The 21319-nt window shown below is 35.8% G+C and carries 21 protein-coding genes; 9 read left to right on the top strand and 12 right to left on the bottom strand.

The window, feature by feature from the left end; all coding sequences use genetic code 11:
• The 6 genes from LNP19_RS04645 to LNP19_RS04670 form a co-directional block, all read right to left on the bottom strand.
• Complete coding sequence (locus tag LNP19_RS04645; protein WP_230063642.1) at positions 1–804, bottom strand: Rossmann-fold NAD(P)-binding domain-containing protein; 804 nt, start codon at positions 802–804, stop codon at positions 1–3.
• A 37-nt stretch (positions 805–841) separates the two neighbouring features.
• On the bottom strand, positions 842–1000 hold the full coding sequence (locus tag LNP19_RS04650) for a hypothetical protein (RefSeq protein ID WP_230063643.1): 159 nt from the start codon (positions 998–1000) through the stop codon (positions 842–844).
• Between the two features lie 28 nt (positions 1001–1028).
• Positions 1029–2042 (bottom strand): hypothetical protein, encoded by a 1014-nt coding sequence (locus LNP19_RS04655; RefSeq protein WP_230063644.1) that lies wholly within the window; start codon positions 2040–2042, stop codon positions 1029–1031.
• Positions 2043–2220: 178 nt separating this feature from the next.
• A complete protein-coding gene (locus LNP19_RS04660) occupies positions 2221–4602 on the bottom strand; it encodes a M28 family peptidase (protein ID WP_428979038.1) in 2382 nt (793 codons plus the stop codon).
• A gap of 30 nt (positions 4603–4632) precedes the next feature.
• Positions 4633–4980 carry a hypothetical protein gene (locus LNP19_RS04665; protein ID WP_230063645.1) on the bottom strand — a complete coding sequence of 116 codons (348 nt, stop codon included), beginning with the start codon at positions 4978–4980 and terminating at the stop codon, positions 4633–4635.
• Positions 4980–6506 (bottom strand): carbon-nitrogen hydrolase family protein, encoded by a 1527-nt coding sequence (locus tag LNP19_RS04670; protein WP_230063646.1) that lies wholly within the window; start codon positions 6504–6506, stop codon positions 4980–4982. Before LNP19_RS04670 ends, LNP19_RS04665 begins: the two co-directional genes overlap by 1 nt.
• Positions 6507–6696: 190 nt before the next feature.
• Here LNP19_RS04670 and LNP19_RS04675 point away from each other — a divergent pair, with 190 nt between their 5' ends.
• Positions 6697–7029 (top strand): single-stranded DNA-binding protein, encoded by a 333-nt coding sequence (locus LNP19_RS04675; protein WP_230063647.1) that lies wholly within the window; start codon positions 6697–6699, stop codon positions 7027–7029.
• Positions 7030–7086: 57 nt separating this feature from the next.
• Here the strand turns inward: LNP19_RS04675 and LNP19_RS04680 are convergent, their stop codons facing one another.
• The 6 genes from LNP19_RS04680 to metG form a co-directional block, all read right to left on the bottom strand.
• Entirely contained in the window at positions 7087–7254 is a 168-nt protein-coding gene (locus LNP19_RS04680; protein ID WP_230063648.1) for a hypothetical protein, read from the bottom strand.
• 57 nt (positions 7255–7311) lie between these two features.
• Positions 7312–7821: a ferritin gene (locus LNP19_RS04685; protein ID WP_230063649.1), complete on the bottom strand. Its 510-nt coding sequence runs from the start codon at positions 7819–7821 to the stop codon at positions 7312–7314.
• Between the two features lie 195 nt (positions 7822–8016).
• Positions 8017–9273, bottom strand: a complete 1257-nt coding sequence (locus LNP19_RS04690; RefSeq protein WP_230063650.1) for an OmpA family protein — start codon at positions 9271–9273, stop codon at positions 8017–8019.
• Positions 9274–9541: 268 nt separating this feature from the next.
• Positions 9542–10234, bottom strand: coding sequence for an HAD family hydrolase (locus tag LNP19_RS04695; RefSeq protein ID WP_230063651.1), 693 nt, complete (start codon positions 10232–10234; stop codon positions 9542–9544).
• 31 nt (positions 10235–10265) lie between these two features.
• Entirely contained in the window at positions 10266–11153 is an 888-nt protein-coding gene (locus tag LNP19_RS04700) for a DMT family transporter (RefSeq protein WP_230063652.1), read from the bottom strand.
• A gap of 103 nt (positions 11154–11256) precedes the next feature.
• Positions 11257–13314 (bottom strand): methionine--tRNA ligase, encoded by a 2058-nt coding sequence (gene metG, locus LNP19_RS04705; RefSeq protein ID WP_230063653.1) that lies wholly within the window; start codon positions 13312–13314, stop codon positions 11257–11259.
• 447 nt (positions 13315–13761) lie between these two features.
• Between metG and LNP19_RS04710 the strand changes: the two genes are divergently transcribed.
• The 8 genes from LNP19_RS04710 to mgtE all read left to right on the top strand — a co-directional run bounded on the left by LNP19_RS04710 (position 13762) and on the right by mgtE (position 21297).
• Entirely contained in the window at positions 13762–14310 is a 549-nt protein-coding gene (locus tag LNP19_RS04710) for a hypothetical protein (RefSeq protein ID WP_230063654.1), read from the top strand.
• Positions 14311–14489: 179 nt separating this feature from the next.
• Positions 14490–14660, top strand: coding sequence for a hypothetical protein (locus LNP19_RS04715; RefSeq protein ID WP_230063655.1), 171 nt, complete (start codon positions 14490–14492; stop codon positions 14658–14660).
• A 198-nt stretch (positions 14661–14858) separates the two neighbouring features.
• Positions 14859–15398 carry a DMP19 family protein gene (locus LNP19_RS04720; protein WP_230063656.1) on the top strand — a complete coding sequence of 180 codons (540 nt, stop codon included), beginning with the start codon at positions 14859–14861 and terminating at the stop codon, positions 15396–15398.
• Positions 15399–15541: 143 nt separating this feature from the next.
• Complete coding sequence (gene serS, locus LNP19_RS04725; protein ID WP_230063657.1) at positions 15542–16813, top strand: serine--tRNA ligase; 1272 nt, start codon at positions 15542–15544, stop codon at positions 16811–16813.
• 93 nt (positions 16814–16906) lie between these two features.
• Positions 16907–18685: a tetratricopeptide repeat protein gene (locus tag LNP19_RS04730; RefSeq protein WP_230063658.1), complete on the top strand. Its 1779-nt coding sequence runs from the start codon at positions 16907–16909 to the stop codon at positions 18683–18685.
• A gap of 67 nt (positions 18686–18752) precedes the next feature.
• A complete protein-coding gene (locus LNP19_RS04735) occupies positions 18753–19064 on the top strand; it encodes a DUF4286 family protein (RefSeq protein ID WP_230063659.1) in 312 nt (103 codons plus the stop codon).
• 111 nt (positions 19065–19175) lie between these two features.
• Positions 19176–19955 (top strand): 16S rRNA (adenine(1518)-N(6)/adenine(1519)-N(6))-dimethyltransferase RsmA, encoded by a 780-nt coding sequence (gene rsmA / locus LNP19_RS04740; RefSeq protein ID WP_230063660.1) that lies wholly within the window; start codon positions 19176–19178, stop codon positions 19953–19955.
• Positions 19945–21297 carry a magnesium transporter gene (gene mgtE, locus LNP19_RS04745; protein ID WP_230063661.1) on the top strand — a complete coding sequence of 451 codons (1353 nt, stop codon included), beginning with the start codon at positions 19945–19947 and terminating at the stop codon, positions 21295–21297. The genes rsmA and mgtE overlap by 11 nt, the downstream gene beginning before the upstream one ends.
• Positions 21298–21319: the final 22 nt, after the last annotated feature.

Raw genomic sequence — 21319 nt, forward strand, 5'->3', positions numbered from 1 at the left:
CTATAAATGAGGTATTGTAAATGTATAATCAAGCATTTCTGTTAATAAATTTCCAGAAATTGTTTTTCTAGCGGATGTTTTTTCATGACTAAATTTTGGAACAGCTAAATTTAATTCTAAAGCTTTTTGGGTATAATAGACTTCGCGCGAGGGATGAAAAGGAGCTACCGCATCAAAAGTTTTTCCCCACGCATTCAATTCAATTATTTTTTGGATTATGCCGATGCAGTCTTTTTGATGAATTAGATTTATCGGAGCTTCGGGATTATCTAGGTTTTCACGCCCCGATAAAAATTTTACGGGATGTCGGTCTTCACCAATTAGACCACCAAAACGCAAAACGGTAGTTTTAAAATGGGTGTTGTTTTGCAATAGATTTTCAACGATGGCAAGCTGTTTTCCGCCTTCTGAATCTGGGTTCAAGGGAGTTTCTTCGGTCACTAAATCATTATTGTCCCCATAAACAGAAGTCGAGCTGACAAAAAGTACTTTTTCAACAGTAGACTTTTCGATAAAAGGGATTAAGACTTTAATTTTTCCGACAAAATCTTCTTTGCTGTCTCCTCTCAATTTAGGCGGAATATCAATGACTAAAATTTCACTTTCGTTCAAAAAAGAGTAAATGTCACCAGAAATGCCGTTGCTGTCGAGCGAAATTAAAAAAGGCTGAATTCCAGAATTTTCTAATACAGAGATTTTCCCCTCGGAAGTAGTCGAACCTTTTACAGGAAATCCTTTATTTAAAAGGCTTTTTGCCAAAGGGAATCCCAGCCAACCACAACCTAAGATGCTAATTTTTGCCATTTTGCAATCGTTTTATTGAATGCAAATTTCAACATAATTATTTAACTTTTATACTGTCAACTTTAATTATTGCATTTTCTTTTTTAAATGTTTTTTGCATCGGAATTTTAGGGAGTTCTTCAACTAATCTTGGGCTAGGTTTGATTCTTTTTTTGATAACCACAGCATCAGTCAGGACAAAAGGAGTTGGCATCATCCAAGAGGCTCTTTTCTCTTATCGAAATTTAGGTTTTTAGCATTTGCCACAATTCTAAAAGTTTAATAAACTTTTCTAAAATTATTTTATTTATTCTAGAGTTTGTATCACGAAATTGTTGTCGTGGTTCATAAAAAAAATATGATTTTGAATTATTATTTTGAAGAAAAGTAATTTCATATTTTTTTGGATGGGACTTTAATAATGTTGTTACAGGTTCATTGTTCTCAATAGTAAAATCTGATTGTGAATAGTTGAGAAAATCTAAAGTAACTTTGGAATTTAAACAGTCTAAAAAATATTTTTGTGTAGCAGTATCAAGAATTATTTTCTCCCCAGACTTTTTTAAATCTAAGTATTTAAGGTTTGACTTTGGAGCCATTTCTTCATAGGCTTCTATTTTTCCATTTTTTTTAAAAGTATAATATGTTTTTTCATCATAGGCAGTGAAGCCTTGATTGGTAGTCAAAATGACACATATTTCATCTTTATTTAGTATTATTCCTGGCAAATCTAATTCTTTGCCAATTGGATCTTGTAATTTCAATTGTGGAAGGTTTTGACCGGTGACAATATTAGATAAATTGCAAATTATAATTAATAAAAGTTTTTTCATATTTATTCTGATGCAAAAGGAATTTTTCGTTTTTTTATAATAACAAGTTGCCAAATATACAATTATAAGATAGGGAGAATAAATAGTATAGACTGTATAAGCTTTAAGAGGCCAGCCAATTCCTAATATGTTAATTTCTAGTTGCTTTACTCTGTCTAGGTTTTCAAGACCAACATTTTCAAATCTTTCAACATCATTCATAGCATTGAAATTATAGCCGTAATGAGAAAGAAGAATTTTATTTGAGAAGGTTGACCACCATCCAATAGTCAAGGTCAAAAAAGCAGTGATTATAATTCCAGAAATTAAATATATAATGAATTTATTATTTAAATTTAACTTAAACAGTCTGTTAATAATTAATATAGGAGAAACAACCAAAGATAGTAGTAGTATGAATGTTATTATTTTAGCTGCAATCTCCATCTTTATAAAACGGTTTTCAGGTTTGAAATTCTATTATTTCAAATGTGCTTGATATATTCCAAGACGCAATTTGTTACTCTATAGTTTTAATGAAAAACTTCTATTTTCGGCTGGAATAGCTGTAGAATTAGCTATTATTTAGCTAATATAACTATTAATTTCCTGCTAAAATTTAATATTATGGCTTTTTCAAACTATCTTTCGTTACCGCCAAACTATCTTTTACAGTAGGGTTTACCAAAGTATGGTCAATCACTACCGGACTAGGTTTGATTCTTTTTTTGATAACCACGGCATCAGTCAGGACAAAAGGAGTTGGCATCATCCAAGAGGCTCTTTGGCTAATATTAAATAATGGATTGCGCATTAAATCAAAAGAACTTTCCAGTAACTGCATGTCAAAAACGGCGGTTTTAGCGATGCTGAATTCCATATCCAGCGGCTCGTTATGCACTACATAATAGCTTAGGATTTTCTTGCCGTTTCTTTTTAATTGCAATCCTTGTTGTTCTAAATGCTTTACACCATTGGCTGTAAAGTTATTTATGCTCATCTTTTCATTGGCAAAAATATCATAACGATTCACTTTTCGATTCGGAGAAATCCTAATTTTTAAATAGCGTTGATTTCCGGCGATACTATCTTTTAGAAAGTGAATTGTAGGTTGAGGAATATCTTTTTTAGGCGCTTCGGCAGCGAATGTAAATTCGGAGTTGTATTTGCTAAAAAGAGGAGTTTCATTGTGAATTATTGGTGATTTAGGATTTTCTCCTAAATATTGTTTTGTCCAGGAGTCCAGATTTTTGTCATAAGTAACCCAGTTTGCGGCTTTTGATTCGGCATCATAAACATACAATAGGCTGTTTGATTTGGCTTTTCCTTTTTCATAACCGGATTCGTAATGCGCTTTCGCAAAAAAGCCAATAGAAGCCAATAAAAAAGCAAAAGACCACCATCCTTTTTTGATAAAACTACCAAAAGTGGGTAGTAACAAACCAAAGGTTAAAACGGTAAGCATAGCACTTCCAAACAATACTTTTAAGCCTAAGCCTATAGGGAACATTTGAATAAATGGAGCAATGATGATTAGCGCCGGAATACTTAATAAAAGGTTAAGCGTTTTGTTTGTTTTTTGGGTGACGATAAAAACAGTGAAAGCCAATAGGCCAAAATAGACGGGAATTATTAAAAAGCCAGCTCCTTGCAGACTAATTGCGAGATAGGCATTAATAAGCAGCCAAATAAATAGTGGCGCTATATAATGATTCATCTTGATTTTCTTAGCAGAAAAACGTTGGTAAAACGCAAAACTGATAGCCATTGCTAAAAAGACAAAAGCGGCTATATAGGCGTGACCATTATAGGTAAATCCGTTGAGTAGATCATTGTATTGCGGATAAAGAATTAAGAGCAGTTTCCATCCTAAAAAGGTGATTAAGCCAGCGCTGATTAATGAGCCTAAGAAAGGAATGAATCCTCGCATGATTTCTTCAAAGGACAAGATGCGTTTAGCGATTCCGATGAAGATGAGCATTAGGAACAGTAATGTTGCAATAATCACCATAGGAACAACCCAGCTAAAGGGATAGTTTATAAAAGTATAAGGTCCTGTAAAATAAATGTAATCTTCGCTGGCTTGAGTGGCATTCAAATCAGCATTTGAAAAATAGCTTAGCAAAGGCATTAAATAGCTGCCTTGGTGTGCTAATGTGTTTTTGGCTAAATGGTTGCTGTCATCCTGTGCTGTATGGTAATTGTAGTGACCGTCTATAAAAGCGAAATTGTAGCCTTGAATATCTCCTTTTTCTCTAAAAACGGTCAAATCAGTGTCGTTAGGGAGCATTTTGTAAATGCTGTACATTAGAGAATTAGAAACAGGATAAGTAGTTTTAGCAGCAGCAAATTCCTTTACCAGAGCGGCGTTTCCTTTATTGGTCTCCATTAACATGTAGCTTGGTCCTGAGGAACCTCGGGCTTCAAAATTAAGTGCGAGTCCAATTTCTTTGGCCCAATGGTGTTGGGTTACAAAAAGAGCGGCACCATTTAGACCTAATTCCTCTGCATCAGTAAACAGAATAATGATGTCGTTTTTATGTTGTTTCTTGTCGTATAAAAAAGAGCGCACACCTTCTAGTATTGTGGCTACTCCAGATCCTGCGTCACTGGCGCCATAGGAATAGGAGTGAGGAGCACTGTCATAATGCGAAAGTAAAAGTAATACCTTGGAATTGTTGGTTCCTTTTATTTTTGCCATTATATTTTTGGACTTGACTAAATTGCCCCAATCAGTCAAAGTGTAGCCTTCTTGAATAGAAGTTTGCAAGCCTAATTTGCTTAGTTCTTTTTGCAAATAAAGAGCTACTTGATCATGATTCTCCGAACCTACATAATGAGGTTGTTTTGCGATAGCTTCTACCTGGGCAAAAGCTCTTTTGGTAGAAAACTCAGCGAGAGGACCTTCATCATCCGAAGTCCATTGCGGCATCATGCTAAAGTAAATGAATCCTAGGGTTAGCAGAAAAAATAAAATTGCAAAAATAGAGGAGTAATCTTTTTTCATTTTTTGGTTAATAGAATTGGGGTTGTGGTATTAAAGGTCTTTTTTAACTAGCATATAGTAGTCATTGTCCAAAAGCATGTAGCCTTGGTCATAGAGGAAATGGTAGGTATTTCCTGTTTTAGTTTGTAAAATGTTAGTAAAAAATTCAAAATCAAATCCCTTACTCAAGAGTTTTGCTCTTGTGGTTTTGGATTTTCCTTCTGGATTTAGTTCAGATAGAATGCGGTAATTCTTGCGCAATTTGTTGTTGATGTTGCGCATAAAATTGTTGCTGTCTTTGTTTATTTTGTTGTTATAGGCATTACGGCAACCGTCACTACAAAATTTCTTGTCTTCGCGACCTATGATTTTTTCGCCACATTCTAAACAGCTTTTCATCATTTTAGTTTTTTAATTTGATACAAGTCGTTTCTACGGTCTTTTAGAATTCTGACACTTCCATGCTCATGTAATTCTTTTAGTAAATTCAAATCGACATCAACAATAAGCGTCATTTCAGTATTAGGTGTTGTTTCTCCTTTGATTCCGTTGCTTGGAAAAGCAAAATCAGAGGGTGTAAAAACGGCCGTTTGTGCATATTGAATGTCCATGTTGTTTACTTTAGGCAAGTTTCCTACACATCCGGCTACGGCAACATAGCATTCGTTTTCTATAGCTCTGGCTTGGGCACAATGTTTTACTCTCGTGTATCCATTTTGGGTGTCTGTTAAAAAAGGGACAAATAAGATATTCATTCCTTCGTCTGACATTAATCTTGAAAGTTCTGGAAATTCTACATCATAGCAGATCATGATTCCTATTTTTCCACAGTCGGTATCAAAGGTTTTGATTTCGTTTCCGCCACTCATTCCCCAGTGGAACACTTCGTTTGGTGTGATATGAATTTTGGTATACATCTCATAGGTTCCATCTCTTTTACAAAGAAAACCAACATTGTATAAGGTGCCATCAATAATGTGAGGCATACTCCCGGTGATGATATTGATGTTGTAGGATATGGCTAATTCCTGGAATCTCTTGCGTATAGGTTCAGAATAACGGGCTAATTCTCTAATGGCATCTGCTTCTGAGAGGTGGTTGTAATCGGCCATTAAGGGAGCAATAAATAGCTCCGGAAAAAGAGCAAAATCGCTTCCGTAACCGGAAACGGCATCAATAAAAAATTCCGACTGTTCGAATAAAGCTTCTAAATCTTTTAAGGGACGCATTTGCCATTGGATTAATCCCAAGCGGATGACGCTTTTTTCCAGATTTATTATCCGTGGACTTTCGTCATAATAGATGTTGTTCCATTCGAGTAGAACGGCAAACTCTTTGGATAGTTTGTCACCTTCTAGATAGTTTTTCATGATTCGCATGACATGGAAGTCATTGCTTAGTTGAAAGGAAAGAACGGAGTCGTGCAGTTCTTTTCGTTTTACTTTCTCTATGTATTCTTTTGGGGTTAGGGCGTCAGCGTATTTTCCGTAGTTTGGAATTCTTCCGGCAAAAACAATTGATTTTAAATTTAGCTGTTCGCAAATTTCTTTTCGGGCATCATACATTCTTCTTCCTAAACGCAATCCACGGTATTTTGGAGCAATGAAAACATCAATTCCATATAAGACATCTCCTTTTGGATCATGGGTAGAGAAAGAGTAATTGCCGGTTATTTTGGCATAATCGTGTTTTTTATCAACTAGGTCTTCGTTTACGATTAAGGATAAGGCAGAGCCTACCACAATGTCATCTACTAATATTACCAACTGTCCTTCAGGAAATAATTGTAGTAGTTTCTCTATATGTGATTCTTTCCAATAGGAACCTACCATCTCTGGATAGGATTCGATCATAGAGTTCTTGAGTTCTTTATAGTCTTCTATTCTTAGATTTCTAAGTTCGACTTTGTTGATTTCCGTTTGCATAAGATCTTTTGATATTGGCTAAAGTAGTTAATTTCTTATTCAGTAGCAAACGTTTACAAATGTTTATAATCGAAAGTAATTGAATACTAACCGAATAAGATTTGGGTCTTATCGCATCTTTGCCTCGTCGAAATCAAAGTGAGATCGGCAAGAGTTTTAAACGAACAGCAACATTTAAATTTTACACGCCATGAATGCATTAAGAAACAAAGTACAGCTAATCGGACATGTAGGGAATGATCCGGAAATCAAAAATTTTGAAGGAGGAAAAAAATTGGCCAATTTTACACTCGCCACAAATGAGAGTTATAAAAATGACAAAGGCGAGAAAGTCGAAGAAACCCAGTGGCATCGATTAGTAGCTTGGGGGAAAACGGCTGAAATTATTGAAAAATACGTAACTAAGGGAAAAGAAATTGCCATTGAGGGCAAACTTGCCCACAGAAGTTATGATGATAAGAACGGAGAGAAACGTTATGTTACTGAAGTGGTTGTAAACGAAGTTCTTTTATTAGGAAAGTAGGTCAGTATTTATTACAATTAAGTCCCGATTCTCAGTTTTTTATGCTGAAAATCGGGACTAATTATTTTTGGGTAAGTCAAACCGAGGGCAGCGTTTGCATCTTTTGTCTTCTCCTTTTTTATATTTTTCGCAACACTCTTTCTTTAAGTCTTTGGCGGGCTTATCCTTTTCAAGGAGTTGTTTTTTATCCTTTTTTTTTGCCTTATTTTTATCCTTTTTGCCCAATTTGTAAAGAATTAAATCAAGAGGTAGAAATTCTTTAAAGACTAACTTAGGTTAGTTTTATTTAGCGGTAGAATTCTTTTGTGTGAGTTCTTGCATGTCTCTGTCAAATAGGTATAGCCCGCCTTTGTCGTCACCAATTAAGTTGATTTTATCCAAAATAACTTTAGCTTGGGCTTCTTCTTCGATTTGTTCGGCAACATACCATTGTAGGAAGTTATGAGTAGCATAATCTTTTTCAGTGAGAGAAATATGTACTAAATCGTTAATGGATTCGGAAACGAAAACTTCATGTTGGTACACTTCTTTAAACATTTCTTTGAATGTGGCGTAATTTGTTTTCGGAGCCAGTAAATCAGTGACTTTGGCATGACCGCCGCGTTCATTTAAAAATTTAATTATTTTGAGCATGTGCATGCGCTCTTCGTCAGATTGTAGATACATGAATTGTGATACCCCTTCTAGTCCATGTGTTTCGGCCCAAGAAGCCATTGCAAGATAAATTTGACTAGATTCGGCTTCAATGCGAATTTGATTGTTTAATGCGGTTTCGATGTTTTTTGATAGCATGGTAAAATGTTTCTTGTAAAGTTACAAAAAAAGAGTTTGTTATCTAGGCGTGATTTAGAGAAAGTAAGCTTTGAATTTGTACAGATCGTTGTGTTAAGGCTGTTTTTTCTGGTTGTTGATTTTGGCAAATTAGTAAAAGAAAAAGGTCCCAAAAGAAATTTCTTTTGGGACCTTTTGAGCTATTAAGAAAACAGCTTATTTTATTGTGAAAGTAACTTTTCTAACTAGTTTTCTAGCAGCATCAGAATTTTTCTCAACTGAATTGTCTTCACCAGCAGAAACAACATTCAATCTTGAAGCAGCGATTTTAGCTTTAACTAAAACATCTTTTATGCTGTTAGCTCTTGCAGTAGCTAATTTGTTGTTGTAAGCAGTTTTTCCTAATTCGTCAGCATGACCAATAATGTCAACTGAAGCAGAAGGATTACTTCTTAAATAAGTCAAGATGAAATCAATACCATCAGTTGAAACAACTGTTGGAGTTGATTTGTTGAAATCAAAATAGGTAGCTACATAACCACTATTGATTAAGTTTTTAATCAATTCGTTGTTGTTTAAAACTGCTGAGTTACCAGTGTTTTTTGCGTAGTTTGCCAATAAATAGCTTTCCAATTCGTCTGGAACGTTGTTTTTGTTTAAATCAATAGCTCTTCCTTTAGAATCAACCATTACTCCAGAAACAGTGTTTTTTTCAAGATCTAAATAATCAGCAACACCATCTTGATCAGTATCGATCAACATAGTTTCAAGAGTGTCAACTCTGTCTTTTAATGCTAATACATCTTTGTCTACTAGAGTAACCCAGTCAGCATGTTTAGCGTTTTTACCTAAGTAAACAGTTAAACCAACAGTTCCGTTGAATAAAATCCCAGAAAAACCTCTAGAAGAAACAGTACTTGCAGCGTCAAAAGCAGCGTTTTGAGAAGCGTTAATGATAGTTGTAAAATCTCCTGTTAAAGCAATTCTGTTAGATAATTTAATTTGACCAGTTACTCCTGCCATAAAATTACCCATTCTGTCTTTTAATGCAGAGTTTTGATCTTCTAATTGAGCTAAACCAAAACCAGCGTGACCTAATAAACCAAGAGTGTTGGTCCAAGTTTCGAAATTCATGATTCTTCCTAAGTTAGCTACAGCTTGAATATCTGCTCTGTAGTATTTAGTGTCAAAATCAATAGAGTTGTTTTTTCCTTGGAAACTGTTGTAACCAAAGTCAGCTTTTAAACCGAATTTATTATTGAACATGTATCTAGCGCCAAGATCAATTACATAAGGACTTGGTGTAGATGTAGCATAACCTGCTGTCATTGGTCTTTGTGTTTTGTTAACACCACCGGCCAATTCAACAGACCATTTGTTGAAGTTGTTTTCGGTGTTTTTTTCAGCTACAGTTTGAGCATTTACAGTTGAAGCTGCAGATGCAAAAACTAATGCAAACATTAATTTTTTCATTATTGTAATTTTTTAAAATTTATGCAAAAATACGATATATTATTTGATAAGAAATTTCAATCAGTTAATTATGTAAGGATAGGTGCTTATTTTGTAAATAAGCATTTTTTTTAGTCTTTTATTGGGTTTTTAATTAATTTTTAATGCTATAAATTTTGATAATGAAATCAATTATGAGTTTTTTTGAATTCAAAATTAGCGATAATTCAATCTAAAGGCTTTATATGTTAAAAATAGGCCAAGAAAAAGTTCGTTGCTGGTGATTTGTTTACTGTTTAAATTGGCTTAAGACATCGGTTATTTTTTCAAAAGACCTGAAATTTTTATGCTCTACTTTGTGGTTTATTTTTTCATGTTCCCAAGTGGTATGAAAAGGAATGTGAACGGCATGGCCGCCAATTGACAAAACCGGTAAAACATCCGATTTTAATGAATTTCCAATCATGAAAAACTCTTCGGGTTGAATTTCCAATCGTTTGATCAAATCAGAATAATCAATTTCCTGTTTGTCTGACATCACCTCAATGTGGTGAAAATACTTTCCTAGTCCCGAGTTGTGCAGTTTTCTGCGTTGGTCTAATAAATCACCTTTGGTGGCAACGACCAGCTTGTATCTTCCGTGTAAGGCTTGCAGGGTTTCCTCGACACCTTCCAATAAAACAATTGGTTTTTCGGTTAATTCTTTTCCATATTGAATAATTCGCTCAATGGCTTCAATAGAAATAGTGTTGTTCGAAATTTTCATCGCGGCTTCAATCATCGAAAGAATATATCCTTTGATTCCGTAACCGTATACTTTTAGGTTGTCAATTTCTATCTTGAAAAGCTCTTTCGAAATTCCCTGATGCGACAGGTAATCGCTCATTAAACTACAGAATTTTTCTTCAGTTTCGGCAAAATAAGTTTCGTTGACAAATAAGGTGTCGTCTGCGTCAAAAGCGATTACTTTTATATTTTTCATCTTTTTTTAGTGTTGCTAAAGAAAATCCTCTTTAGTTTTTATTTAATATATTTTTGATTGAAAGTGTTTTGGTGTAAAACGTAATTCGGATACCGAAAAGTAAAATTACACCACCGATTGCCATATTCAATGTGATTTTTTCATCTAAAAAAAGCCAAGCTAATAGTGATGTAATGACGGCCTGACTCAATAAACTTAGTGAAATTCTTGTGGCTCTCATGTGCTGTGTGGCATAACTGATCGAAATCCAAGCGCACAATTGGCAAATAACCGCCTGAAGCACTAAAACCAGCCAGCCGGTATTAGAAAATCCTGTGAATGGCTCATCTAAAAAATAACAAAGGATTCCTAAATAGACGCTTGACGCCAATAAGCTAATGCTCATAAAGGATAAAACATCCACTTCTGAAAGTACATTTTTACTAACCAAAAGATAAATGGAATATAAAACTCCCGATAAGACAGCAAGTAGAAAAGCTTTGTCAAAATTCAATTCGAGAAAAAATTGAAAGCCTACCAGCATCGTCATTCCAAATAAGGAAACTAGAGTGCCAATCCAGAAATTGGTTGCCGGTTTGGTTTTAAAAAAAGCAAAAGAAATAATACCAACCCAAAGCGGGGATAAATTAGTAAGTAAAGAAGCTTGGGTCGCACTTGATTCCTGTATGGCGATATTCCAAACAGCAACATCGGAGGCAAATAATATTCCGCAAATAATCGCTAGGATTAAGGTTTTGCTTTTTGGGAGAACAAACTTTTTTGTAATTAGGATATAAGGTAAAATTAGCATCGCGGCGATCGCCATTCGGTAAAAAGCAGAAATTAGACCTGGAGTTAACTTGAGTTTAACCAGAATTGGAAAAATAGAAATACAAAGTATTCCAAAGGCTAAAGCTAATTTTGGTTTTGCGTTGGTCATTTTTAGGTGTTATGAAACACAAATTGCCACAAATTAATTAGTGGCAATTTGCAAACATCATTGTTTTTATTTTACCGCAAATTCGCGAATTTGCGGTTATTTCTTAATTTATTGTTTCGCCATTTGCGGCTTCAGCGTCCGGATTTACGAAAACCAATTTTCCTTCTGCATTGGTGGTCATCAAGATCATTCCTTGACTTTCCACGCCACGAAGGTTTCTCGGAGCTAAATTCACTAGAACGGTCACTTTTTTACCCACAATTTCTTCCGGTGAAAAACTCTCGGCAATTCCAGAAACAATCGTGCGAACATCAATTCCAGTATCTACTTTCAAAATCAAAAGCTTGTTGGCTTTTGGCATTTTCGAAGCTTCTAAAATAGTACCCACACGCAAATCCATTTTAGCAAAATCCTCAAATTGAATCGCTTCTTTTTGTGGTTCCGCTTTTTTGTTTTCGGCAGTATTGGCTGTTTTGGTAGCTTCCAGTTTGTCTATTTGTTTTTGGATTTCTTCGTCCTCGATTTTGGCAAAAAGCAATACGGCTTCGCCAATTTGGTGTCCGGCAGGAAGTAAATCAGAATCTTGGGAGATGGTATTCCAGTTCAACGGACTTTCTATTTTCAAGATTCGGGATAATTTTGCGGCTGTAAATGGCAAAAAGGGTTCGCAGAGTGCACTCAATGCGGCAGCAATTTGCAAAGCCACATACATTTGAGTTTTTGTACGGTCCTCATCAATTTTTATCATTTTCCAAGGCTCCTCGTCTGCCAGATATTTGTTTCCAAGTCGGGCCACGTTCATCAATTCGCCCAAAGCTTCGCGGAATCGGTATCTTTCGATAGAACTCGAAATCACCGCCGGATACGCTTTCAATTCGGTTAAAGTCGCTTCATCAACCTCAGACAATTCGTTCGGCTGTGGAACAATCCCGTTATAATATTTATTGGTCAACACCACGACGCGATTGATGAAATTTCCGTAAATCGCTACCAATTCATTGTTATTTCTCGCCTGAAAATCCTTCCAGGTAAAATCATTGTCTTTTGTTTCCGGCGCATTCGATGTCAAAGCATAACGCAAAACATCCTGTTGATTTGGGAATTCTTCCAAATATTCGTGTAACCAAACCGCCCAGTTTTTAGAAGTCGACAATTTGTTTCCTTCCAAATTCAAGAACTCGTTTGCAGGAACATTGTCCGGCAAAATATAACTTCCTTCGGCTTTCAGCATCGCCGGGAAAATTATGCAATGGAAAACGATATTGTCCTTCCCGATGAAGTGTACCAATTTCGTGTCCTGATCTTTCCAGTATGGCTCCCAGTCTTTTCCTTCGCGCGCGGCCCATTCTTTGGTCGAAGAAATGTAGCCAATCGGCGCGTCAAACCAAACATATAATTTTTTTCCTTCGGCGCCTTCAACCGGAACATCAATTCCCCAATCCAGGTCACGCGTAACCGCACGAGGCTCCAATCCGCCGTCAATCCAGGATTTTACTTGTCCGTAAACATTGGGTTTCCAGTCGTTTTTATGACCCACGAGAATCCATTCTTTCAAGAAATCTTCGTAACGATCCAAAGGTAAAAACCAGTGTTTGGTCGATTTCAAGATAGGAGTTTCCCCGGTAATGGTCGATTTTGGGTTGATTAAATCCGTAGCGTTCAGCGTCGAGCCGCATTTTTCGCATTGGTCGCCGTAAGCTTCCTCGTTACCGCATTTCGGGCAAGTTCCCGTCACAAAACGATCCGCCAAAAATTGGTCTGCCTTCGCGTCATACAATTGCTCGGTCACTTCCTCAATGAAATCGCCTTTGTCGTACAGCTTTCTAAAAAATTCCGAAGCCGTATCATGATGAATTTTAGCCGAAGTTCGGGAATAATTATCAAACGAAATCCCAAAATCAGCGAACGATTTACGGATAATTCCATCGTATTTATCGATTACTTGCTGAGGCGTAATGCCTTCTTTTTTGGCTTTCATCGAAATGGCAACACCATGCTCGTCGCTTCCGCAAACAAACAAGACATCTCTACCTTGCAAACGCAAGTAACGGGAATAAATGTCCGAAGGCACGTAAACCCCCGCCAAATGGCCAATGTGAATCGGTCCGTTCGTATAAGGCAATGCCGCCGTAATGATATATCTTTTTGGATTCTGTGTCATAAAATTATTTTTAGATTCTGAAATTTATTCAGAATGTGGTGCAAAAATAAGCAATAGAAATTTTATTTGAAGCAATTTCCCGCTTTCCGTTGCAATCTTTTACTTTTTAAAGAAAAAAATAAAAGGATTTTCACTGCAAACGAAATTCGCTGAACTCCGCTGAAAATATAAATTAAGTGAAGTAATCAGGGCTAGAGAATTTAAATTCCTACAGCATTTGTCATTCCGAGGCACGAGGAATCTCCGTTGTGTGAGTCACTTGATGTGATTCCTCCTTTGTCGGAATGACAAAGTCAAAACTATTTAATGCTTTGTATGATTAATTTTTATCTTTGAAAAAGTAAAGAGCAATATCTTTGATAGATAGTTAAGAATATGAGTTGTATTTGTCTTTTTTATTAGGTTTTTGTAAAAGTGAGAATATCCATTTAATAGTTTTTGAGATAAATGAGGAAAATAGATTATTATTTAATAACATCAATATTGTTAGTAATTTGGATAGATTATATTCCATACAAACTTTCATCGTTTGTTGAAAATCCTGATAAATTTGAAATTGTCATATCTAATTTATCATTGGCTTATATTGCGGGATGTATATTTTATTATAGAAATACATATTTACCGGAGAAACGTAATTCTAAAAGAATTAAAAGGATAATAAATAATGATGTGGTATTTATAATTGGAAAAAGGAAAAAACTAAGTAGTTTGAAAAATCTTAATGTTGATGAGAAATTTGAAATATCTTTAAATGGTGAAAATGTTTTTATCGGGGAATTTCTAAAAAAACTTCAAATAGATTTACATAATAATTTGGATTCAATTCTTGTGATAAAAGAAAGGCTTCCTCCTGAGCTTTTGAAATGGGTACTTCTTTTAAAAAAACATCCCTATTTTAAATCAAATTTCACGAATCTGGAAGAACTGGATAGATATATTGATTCATACATATTACTTTCGACTAAAATGCATAATGAATTTGAAAAACTATAAATAATGATTTTACGTAAGCTTTGGATTATTTATATTAATAGCTAGCTAGCGTATCTTATGGTTGCAAGATTGTTTAGGAAATTCATAATATTGGTTTCGGCAAAATAGTATAGAGGTTAATTTAATCTCTTCTTACTATCAATTTATTTATCTTTGCAATCCTTAAAAGATTAAAAATCATGCCAAAAGGACCTGAAAAAAACACCAAAAATAAGGCTTTGCATACTAAATTGCTCAATCGGAAAAAGGCGAAATTGCAAGAAGAAAAAAAAGAAAAAGCCTTGCGTTTGAAAGCTTTGGTTGCCAAAATGAATCAGCAAAAGGAAGCTGAGGAATCGGATAAGAAATAAATTACCGTTTGGGTATTGCAAGAGACGGGCGCCATCCTGATTTGTTGCTCAACTTGTGTTCTTGTTAGTAGGATTGCTTCGTTCCTCGCAATGACTTCAAAAAAATCCGTCTTAATCTGTGTAATCTGTGGTAAAAAAGCAACAGCAACTCGATTATTTCCCCGAAATTTGCCGCAAACTCCTTAAACACAAAAGCAAATGGAATTCGGCAGAATTATTATTTCAGAAACCGCAGCAAACAGCGAAAACCCACAAGACGTTATCAACTCTAATATTTCGGTAATCAACCTGATGCGTGAGGAAAAAATTGATGATGATTTGATTCATGAAGATGCCTTGATGAGTTATTATTTAGATTATTACACTTCCCAATATACCGAAGGCAATTTTGCGCAATTTGTTTATAATTCGGGTTGGAACAAAGAATTAAACGAATTAATCGAAGAAGGTTTGGCCTTACTTGGGGCCGAAAAGCATTTGGAATTGTTTCAGCAAAATGCCAAAAAAGTCCGTTTGATGAGCAGCGTTAAATTAGGCAAATTCCTAAAAGGTAAACTCGAAGGCATAAACCCAATAAAAGAGGGATTGGACAACGATACTTTTTTTGAATTGGAAGAAAACTTGGTGGCTTTGAATGCTGCTTTCCTAAAATCCCATCCTGATCTGGAAGTGCTTTCGGTAGACGACATGTTTGCAACCTTAGAAGAATTTGTGGGACACGAGATTAAAAGGGCTTAGGGATTATTTGGTTTCGTTTTAGTTCCTCGAAATGACAAAGCCATAAAAAAGGAACCAAACCCTAAAGTTTGTCTCATAAGTCTCAAACATTTCCTTAAATTTGCTTCCGTTATTAGAAATATAATAGTTATAAAAACCCAACTATGTTACAAATTGCATTTATTAGAGAGAATCAAGAAAAAGTGATCCAAGCTTTGGCTAAAAGAAATTTAGACGCCAAAACCGTTGTGGAAGAAGTGGTAGAACTTGATGAGCGTCGTCGTGCTACGCAAGTAGAATTAGACAACATCTTAGCAGAATCTAATAAATTGTCCAAGGATATAGGGGAAATGATGAAGGCAGGTGAGAAAGCTAAGGCTGCCATCTTGAAAGAAAAAACAGTTTTAAACAAAGAGAAAAGTAAGAAACTGGCTGAGGTTGCTGAGGCAATCGCTGCTGAACTTACTGAAAAACTTTATACTTTGCCAAACCTTCCTGCGGATATTGTTCCCGAAGGAAAATCGGCTGATGATAACCTGAATGTGTTTGAGGCTGGTGAAGTACCCGTTTTGAACGAAGGAGCACAGCCACATTGGGAATTGGTGAAGAAATACGATATCATCGATTTCGAATTAGGAAATAAAATCACGGGAGCTGGTTTTCCGGTTTACAAAGGAAAAGGAGCGCGATTACAACGAGCCTTGATTAATTATTTCTTAGATAAAAATACCGCTGCTGGTTACAATGAAGTACAGGTTCCTCATTTTGTCAATGAAGCTTCGGCTTATGGAACGGGGCAATTGCCAGACAAAGAAGGGCAGATGTATCACGATGCTACCGATAATTTATACTTAATTCCAACAGCTGAGGTTCCGGTGACCAACTTGTTCAGAGATGTCTTATTGACTGAAAGTGAATTGCCAATTTTAACTACGGCTTATACACCATGTTTCCGTAGAGAAGCGGGTTCTTATGGTGCTCATGTACGTGGCTTGAATCGTTTGCATCAATTTGATAAAGTAGAAATTGTTCGTGTAGAGCATCCTGAAAAATCATACCAAGCTCTAGACGGCATGGTAGAGCATGTAAAAGATATTCTGAACGAATTGAAATTGCCATATAGAATTTTACGCCTTTGCGGAGGTGATATGGGATTCACTTCGGCTTTGACTTATGATTTTGAAGTGTTTTCTACGGCGCAAGACCGTTGGTTAGAAATTTCTTCGGTTTCTAATTTTGAGACTTTTCAAGCGAATCGTTTGAAATTGCGTTTCAAAGACAAAGACGGTAAAAATCAATTGGCTCACACGCTAAATGGAAGCTCATTGGCTTTGCCAAGAGTTTTGGCCGGAATTTTAGAAAATTACCAAACTCCGGAAGGAATCGTGATTCCTGAGGTTTTACGTCCGTATTGCGGATTTGATATTATAGATTAATTAGTGTTCAGTCATCAGTGCTCGGTGTTCAGTTAGCTTTTTGGACAACACACCGTTTAGCAAACTGAACACTGAATACTGAACACTTTTAATATGAAGATTTTTTTTCTCTATATCACTTTGTTCTTCTCGCTTTTTGCGTTTTCTCAAAACGAACAATTAGCGCAGTATTATTATGACAAAGGCGATTTTGAAAAAGCCAAAATCAGTTATGAGGAATTATTGGCTAGTGTTCCCCAAAATTACCAATATTTTCTGCGAACCATTGATTGTTATCAGCAGCTATCGCAGTTTGATTTTGCTCAAAAAGCAATACAAGAACGTTTCGATAAATACAAGCAAGGAGCACTTCTGGTCGAGTTGGGCTATAACCTCCAATTGCAAAAAGAGGATGCCAAAGCCAAAGATTACTACGGTCAGGCTTTAGAGCGAATCCAAAAAAATCCGAATGAAGTCTATGCTATTTCAAATTCTTTTGAAAAAAAGGTATTGCTCGAATATGCTCTGAAAGCTTATCAAACGGCATCTCAATTAGTGCCTAATTACAATTTTAATTATCAAATAGGCTTGCTTTACGGACAGTTAGGAAATCAAGAAATGATGATTTCAACTTTTTTGGACGAAGCTTTTGCCAGTCCTGAGCGTTCTATTTTGATTCAAAATCAATTGTCGCGATTTATGTCTGGCGATGGTGATGCTAATTTTAATGAAATATTGCGAAAAGCACTGATTTTAAGAGTTCAAAAAAGTCAAGACCTGTTTTGGAATCGTTATTTGAGTTGGTTTTATGTACAACAAAAAGAGTTTTCTAAAGCTTTTATTCAGGAAAAGGCGATTTACAAACGCAATCCGGAATCCTTGTCGAATATCATTAATCTGGCGCAACTTACCATTGAGGAAGAGGATGAAGAAACCGCTAAAGAAATTCTGGGTTTTGTTCTGGAGAACACTAAGGATTTAGAATTGCTGATTCAGGCAAATTCTTATTTGATAGAATTGAAAATTAAAAATGCAGCCCCAAAAGACTATCCTGCGATTAATGCTGAACTGGATGCTTTGCTGAAACAATATGAAATAAGTCCTTTTACCTTATCTTTGCAGCTGATTCAAGCTCATTTTGCGGCTTTTAATTTAAAAAAATCCGAAGAAGGCAAGGCAATAATAAAAAAAGCACTCGATTTACAATTGAATGACTACCAAGTAGCTCAGGCCAAAATGGAGTTGGCGGATATTTTGCTTTTCGAAGAGAAATTCAATCAGGCTTTGTTGTATTATTCCCAGATTCAGATGGATTTGAAAAACGATGTGGTGGCGCATGAAGCGAGTTTGAAAGCGGCTAAAACCAGTTATTTCAAAACCGATTTTGAATGGGCATTAAAGCAGTTTAAGGAGTTGAAATCGGCGAACACCCAATTGATTGCTAATGATGCTTTGGAGTATTTTCTTTTGATAAATGACAATACAGCCGCCGATTCGACACAAACAGCTTTGAAGGAATTTGCCAAAGGAGATTACCTTTTATATCAAAATAGGGATCAGGAAGCGGTGGCTCAGTTTCAATTGATTTTGAAAAAGCATAAAGGAGAGGAAATTGAGGCAGTCACTTTATTGCGTCTGGGTAAAATTTATGAAAAAACAGCCGATTACAATTTGGCTTTAAGCCAATACCAAGAAATAATTGAGCATCACAGTGATGGGATTTACATTGATGAAGCGCTGTATTTTTCGGCTGAAATATATAATAAAAAATTAGCGGCGCCAGATAAAGCAAAGCCTTTATATGAAAAGATAATTTTTAGTCACGAAGACAGTATTTACTTTGTAGATGCCCGAATTAAATTCAGGGAATTGCGAGGCGATAAAAATTTATAAAAAAGTTTAATTGGTTAACTGTTTATTGGTTTAACCGAATTAACGATTTAACAAATAAACAAATAAGATGATAATATACAACGTTACCACAAACATACACGAAAGCGTTCATGACCAATGGTTGAACTGGATGCAGCAAAAACACATTCCCGAAATTTTGGCCACTGGGAAGTTTTCTTCGGCGAGAATAGTGAAGGTTTTGATAGAAGAAGAAATGGGAGGAACTACGTATTCGGTTCAATATACAACCGATAGTAAGGAAACTTTGGAGAAATATTACCAGGAAGATGCGCCTAGTTTTCGTGAAGAAGGGCAAAGATTATTTGGGGATAAAATGCTGGCTTTTAGAACGGAATTAGAGTTGATTTCGGAACATTAATTTCAGTTTTAAGTCTTCAGACAAAAATCAGTAAGCTGCTTTTGGCATAAAGGTTAAAAGTAAGTTACAATCAAAATTACACTTTGCGCCTTAGTGGTAAAATAAAACAAAATGGAAAAAGTAAAAGCTAAAAAACACCTCGGACAACATTTCCTGAAAGATGAAAGTATTGCTAAAGACATAGCAGATACTCTGAATTTAAAAGGATATGACGATGTTTTGGAAATAGGACCGGGAATGGGTGTTTTGACAAAATATTTGTTAGAAAAACCAATTAATACTTATGTGATCGAAATTGATACGGAATCGGTTGCTTATTTGGATGAAAATTATCCAAAATTAAAAGATAAGATTATTTCGAAGGATTTTTTGAAGTATGATATCAATGAAACTTTTCAAGGAAAACAATTCGCCATAATCGGGAATTTTCCGTATAATATTTCGACACAAATTGTTTTTAGAGCTTTGGAATATCGCAACCAAATTCCTGAATTTGCGGGTATGTTCCAAAAAGAAGTAGCAGAGCGTATTTGTGAAAAGAAAGGAACAAAAGCTTATGGAATTTTATCCGTTTTAGCGCAAGCATTTTATGACGCCGAGTACTTGTTTACGGTCGATGAAAATGTGTTTATCCCGCCACCAAAAGTGAAATCAGGAGTTTTGCGTTTGCGCAGAAAAGAAGATTTTAGTTTGCCTTGCGGCGAAAAATTGTTCTTTACGGTTGTAAAAACAGCTTTTCAACAACGGCGTAAAACCTTGCGCAATAGTTTGAAAACATTGAATTTGTCCGACGCTTTACGAGAAGATCCAGTTTTTGATCTTCGCCCGGAACAATTGGATGTAGCGCAGTTTATAGAACTGACCCAAAAAATAGAGGCCGATGGAGTTTAAAATCAGCAAAGAATTAATACTCGAATTAGAGCAACACATTGTCAATAAAAACGATAAGGAACTAGAAGTCTTACTCGCTGACATGCACCATGCTGATATCGCTGAGATTCTGGACGAGCTTGATTTTGATGAGGCAACCTATATTTTTAAGGTATTAGATAGTGATAAAACGGCAGAGATTCTTCTTGAATTAGAAGATGATTTACGAGAGAATATATTAAGCCGTCTCTCGCCAAAGGAAATTGCAGAAGAGCTTGATGAGCTGGATACCAATGATGCTGCCGACATTATCGCGGAGCTTTCTCAGGATTTAAAAGCCGAAGTAATCTCGGAATTGAATGATGTGGAACACGCAAAAGACATCGTTGATTTATTGCGTTATGATGAGAATTCAGCCGGGGGATTGATGGGGAAAGAGTTGGTGAAAGTCAATGAAAACTGGAATGTGCTTACTTGTGTTAAGGAAATGCGTATCCAAGCCGAAAACGTTTCGCGCGTTCATTCCATCTATGTTGTGGACGATCAAAACAGACTGAAAGGAAGACTCTCGCTCAAGGATTTATTGACGACTTCGACAAAAACACATATTAGTGATATTTATATTAGAAAAGTCAACTCGGTCAATGTCGATACTGAAGATGTTGAGGTGGCTCGAATTATGCAAAAATACGATTTGGAAGCTATACCGGTAGTGGACGAAATGGGTAGATTAGTAGGGCGAATCACTATTGACGATATTATTGATGTTATTAGGGATGAAGCCGATCAGGATTATCAATTAGCTGCGGGTATCTCGCAAGATATTGAAGCCGATGACAGTATTTTAGAACATACTAAAGCGCGTTTGCCTTGGTTGGTTTTGGCTCTTCTGGGCGGTTTTATCTCGGTGAGAGTATTGGGATTGTTTGAGGATGCTATGTTAGAACATGGCAAGTTGTTCTTTTTCACTCCCTTGATTGCTGCAATGGCAGGAAATGTTGGGGTGCAATCCTCGGCAATTATAGTGCAAGGTTTGGCAAATAATACGTTGAGTGGATCATTGTTCAGTCGCTTGCTGAAAGAGGTTTCTCTTAGTTTGCTGAATGGATTAATTTTGGCCGTAATCTTGTTTTTAGGAAGTCATTTTCTTTTGAATGTTGAAGTTATCATAGGGGTTATTGTCACCATTGCACTAGTTTCGGTGATTATAATTGCCTCTCTTATCGGAACTTTTGTACCCTTATTGCTGGATAAATTTGGAATTGACCCTGCATTGGCCACAGGCCCGTTTATAACGACAAGTAATGATATTTGCGGAATTCTGATTTATTTCTCTATTGCCAAATTGATTCTGGGATTTTAATCTTAAACAGTCATGTTTCTAA

Origin of the sequence: Flavobacterium acetivorans, assembly GCF_020911885.1 — a bacterium.
GTDB lineage: Bacteria > Bacteroidota > Bacteroidia > Flavobacteriales > Flavobacteriaceae > Flavobacterium > Flavobacterium acetivorans.

Coding starts and splice junctions, on each gene's coding strand:
- LNP19_RS04645 (WP_230063642.1), bottom strand. CDS start 804: ATGGCAAAAATTAGCATCTTAGGTTGTGGTTGGCTGGGATTCCCTTTG.
- LNP19_RS04650 (WP_230063643.1), bottom strand. CDS start 1,000: ATGATGCCAACTCCTTTTGTCCTGACTGATGCTGTGGTTATCAAAAAA.
- LNP19_RS04655 (WP_230063644.1), bottom strand. CDS start 2,042: ATGGAGATTGCAGCTAAAATAATAACATTCATACTACTACTATCTTTG.
- LNP19_RS04660 (WP_428979038.1), bottom strand. CDS start 4,602: ATGAAAAAAGATTACTCCTCTATTTTTGCAATTTTATTTTTTCTGCTA.
- LNP19_RS04665 (WP_230063645.1), bottom strand. CDS start 4,980: ATGAAAAGCTGTTTAGAATGTGGCGAAAAAATCATAGGTCGCGAAGAC.
- LNP19_RS04670 (WP_230063646.1), bottom strand. CDS start 6,506: ATGCAAACGGAAATCAACAAAGTCGAACTTAGAAATCTAAGAATAGAA.
- LNP19_RS04675 (WP_230063647.1), top strand. CDS start 6,697: ATGAATGCATTAAGAAACAAAGTACAGCTAATCGGACATGTAGGGAAT.
- LNP19_RS04685 (WP_230063649.1), bottom strand. CDS start 7,821: ATGCTATCAAAAAACATCGAAACCGCATTAAACAATCAAATTCGCATT.
- LNP19_RS04690 (WP_230063650.1), bottom strand. CDS start 9,273: ATGAAAAAATTAATGTTTGCATTAGTTTTTGCATCTGCAGCTTCAACT.
- LNP19_RS04695 (WP_230063651.1), bottom strand. CDS start 10,234: ATGAAAAATATAAAAGTAATCGCTTTTGACGCAGACGACACCTTATTT.
- LNP19_RS04700 (WP_230063652.1), bottom strand. CDS start 11,153: ATGACCAACGCAAAACCAAAATTAGCTTTAGCCTTTGGAATACTTTGT.
- metG (WP_230063653.1), bottom strand. CDS start 13,314: ATGACACAGAATCCAAAAAGATATATCATTACGGCGGCATTGCCTTAT.
- LNP19_RS04710 (WP_230063654.1), top strand. CDS start 13,762: ATGAGGAAAATAGATTATTATTTAATAACATCAATATTGTTAGTAATT.
- LNP19_RS04715 (WP_230063655.1), top strand. CDS start 14,490: ATGCCAAAAGGACCTGAAAAAAACACCAAAAATAAGGCTTTGCATACT.
- LNP19_RS04720 (WP_230063656.1), top strand. CDS start 14,859: ATGGAATTCGGCAGAATTATTATTTCAGAAACCGCAGCAAACAGCGAA.
- serS (WP_230063657.1), top strand. CDS start 15,542: ATGTTACAAATTGCATTTATTAGAGAGAATCAAGAAAAAGTGATCCAA.
- LNP19_RS04730 (WP_230063658.1), top strand. CDS start 16,907: ATGAAGATTTTTTTTCTCTATATCACTTTGTTCTTCTCGCTTTTTGCG.
- LNP19_RS04735 (WP_230063659.1), top strand. CDS start 18,753: ATGATAATATACAACGTTACCACAAACATACACGAAAGCGTTCATGAC.
- rsmA (WP_230063660.1), top strand. CDS start 19,176: ATGGAAAAAGTAAAAGCTAAAAAACACCTCGGACAACATTTCCTGAAA.
- mgtE (WP_230063661.1), top strand. CDS start 19,945: ATGGAGTTTAAAATCAGCAAAGAATTAATACTCGAATTAGAGCAACAC.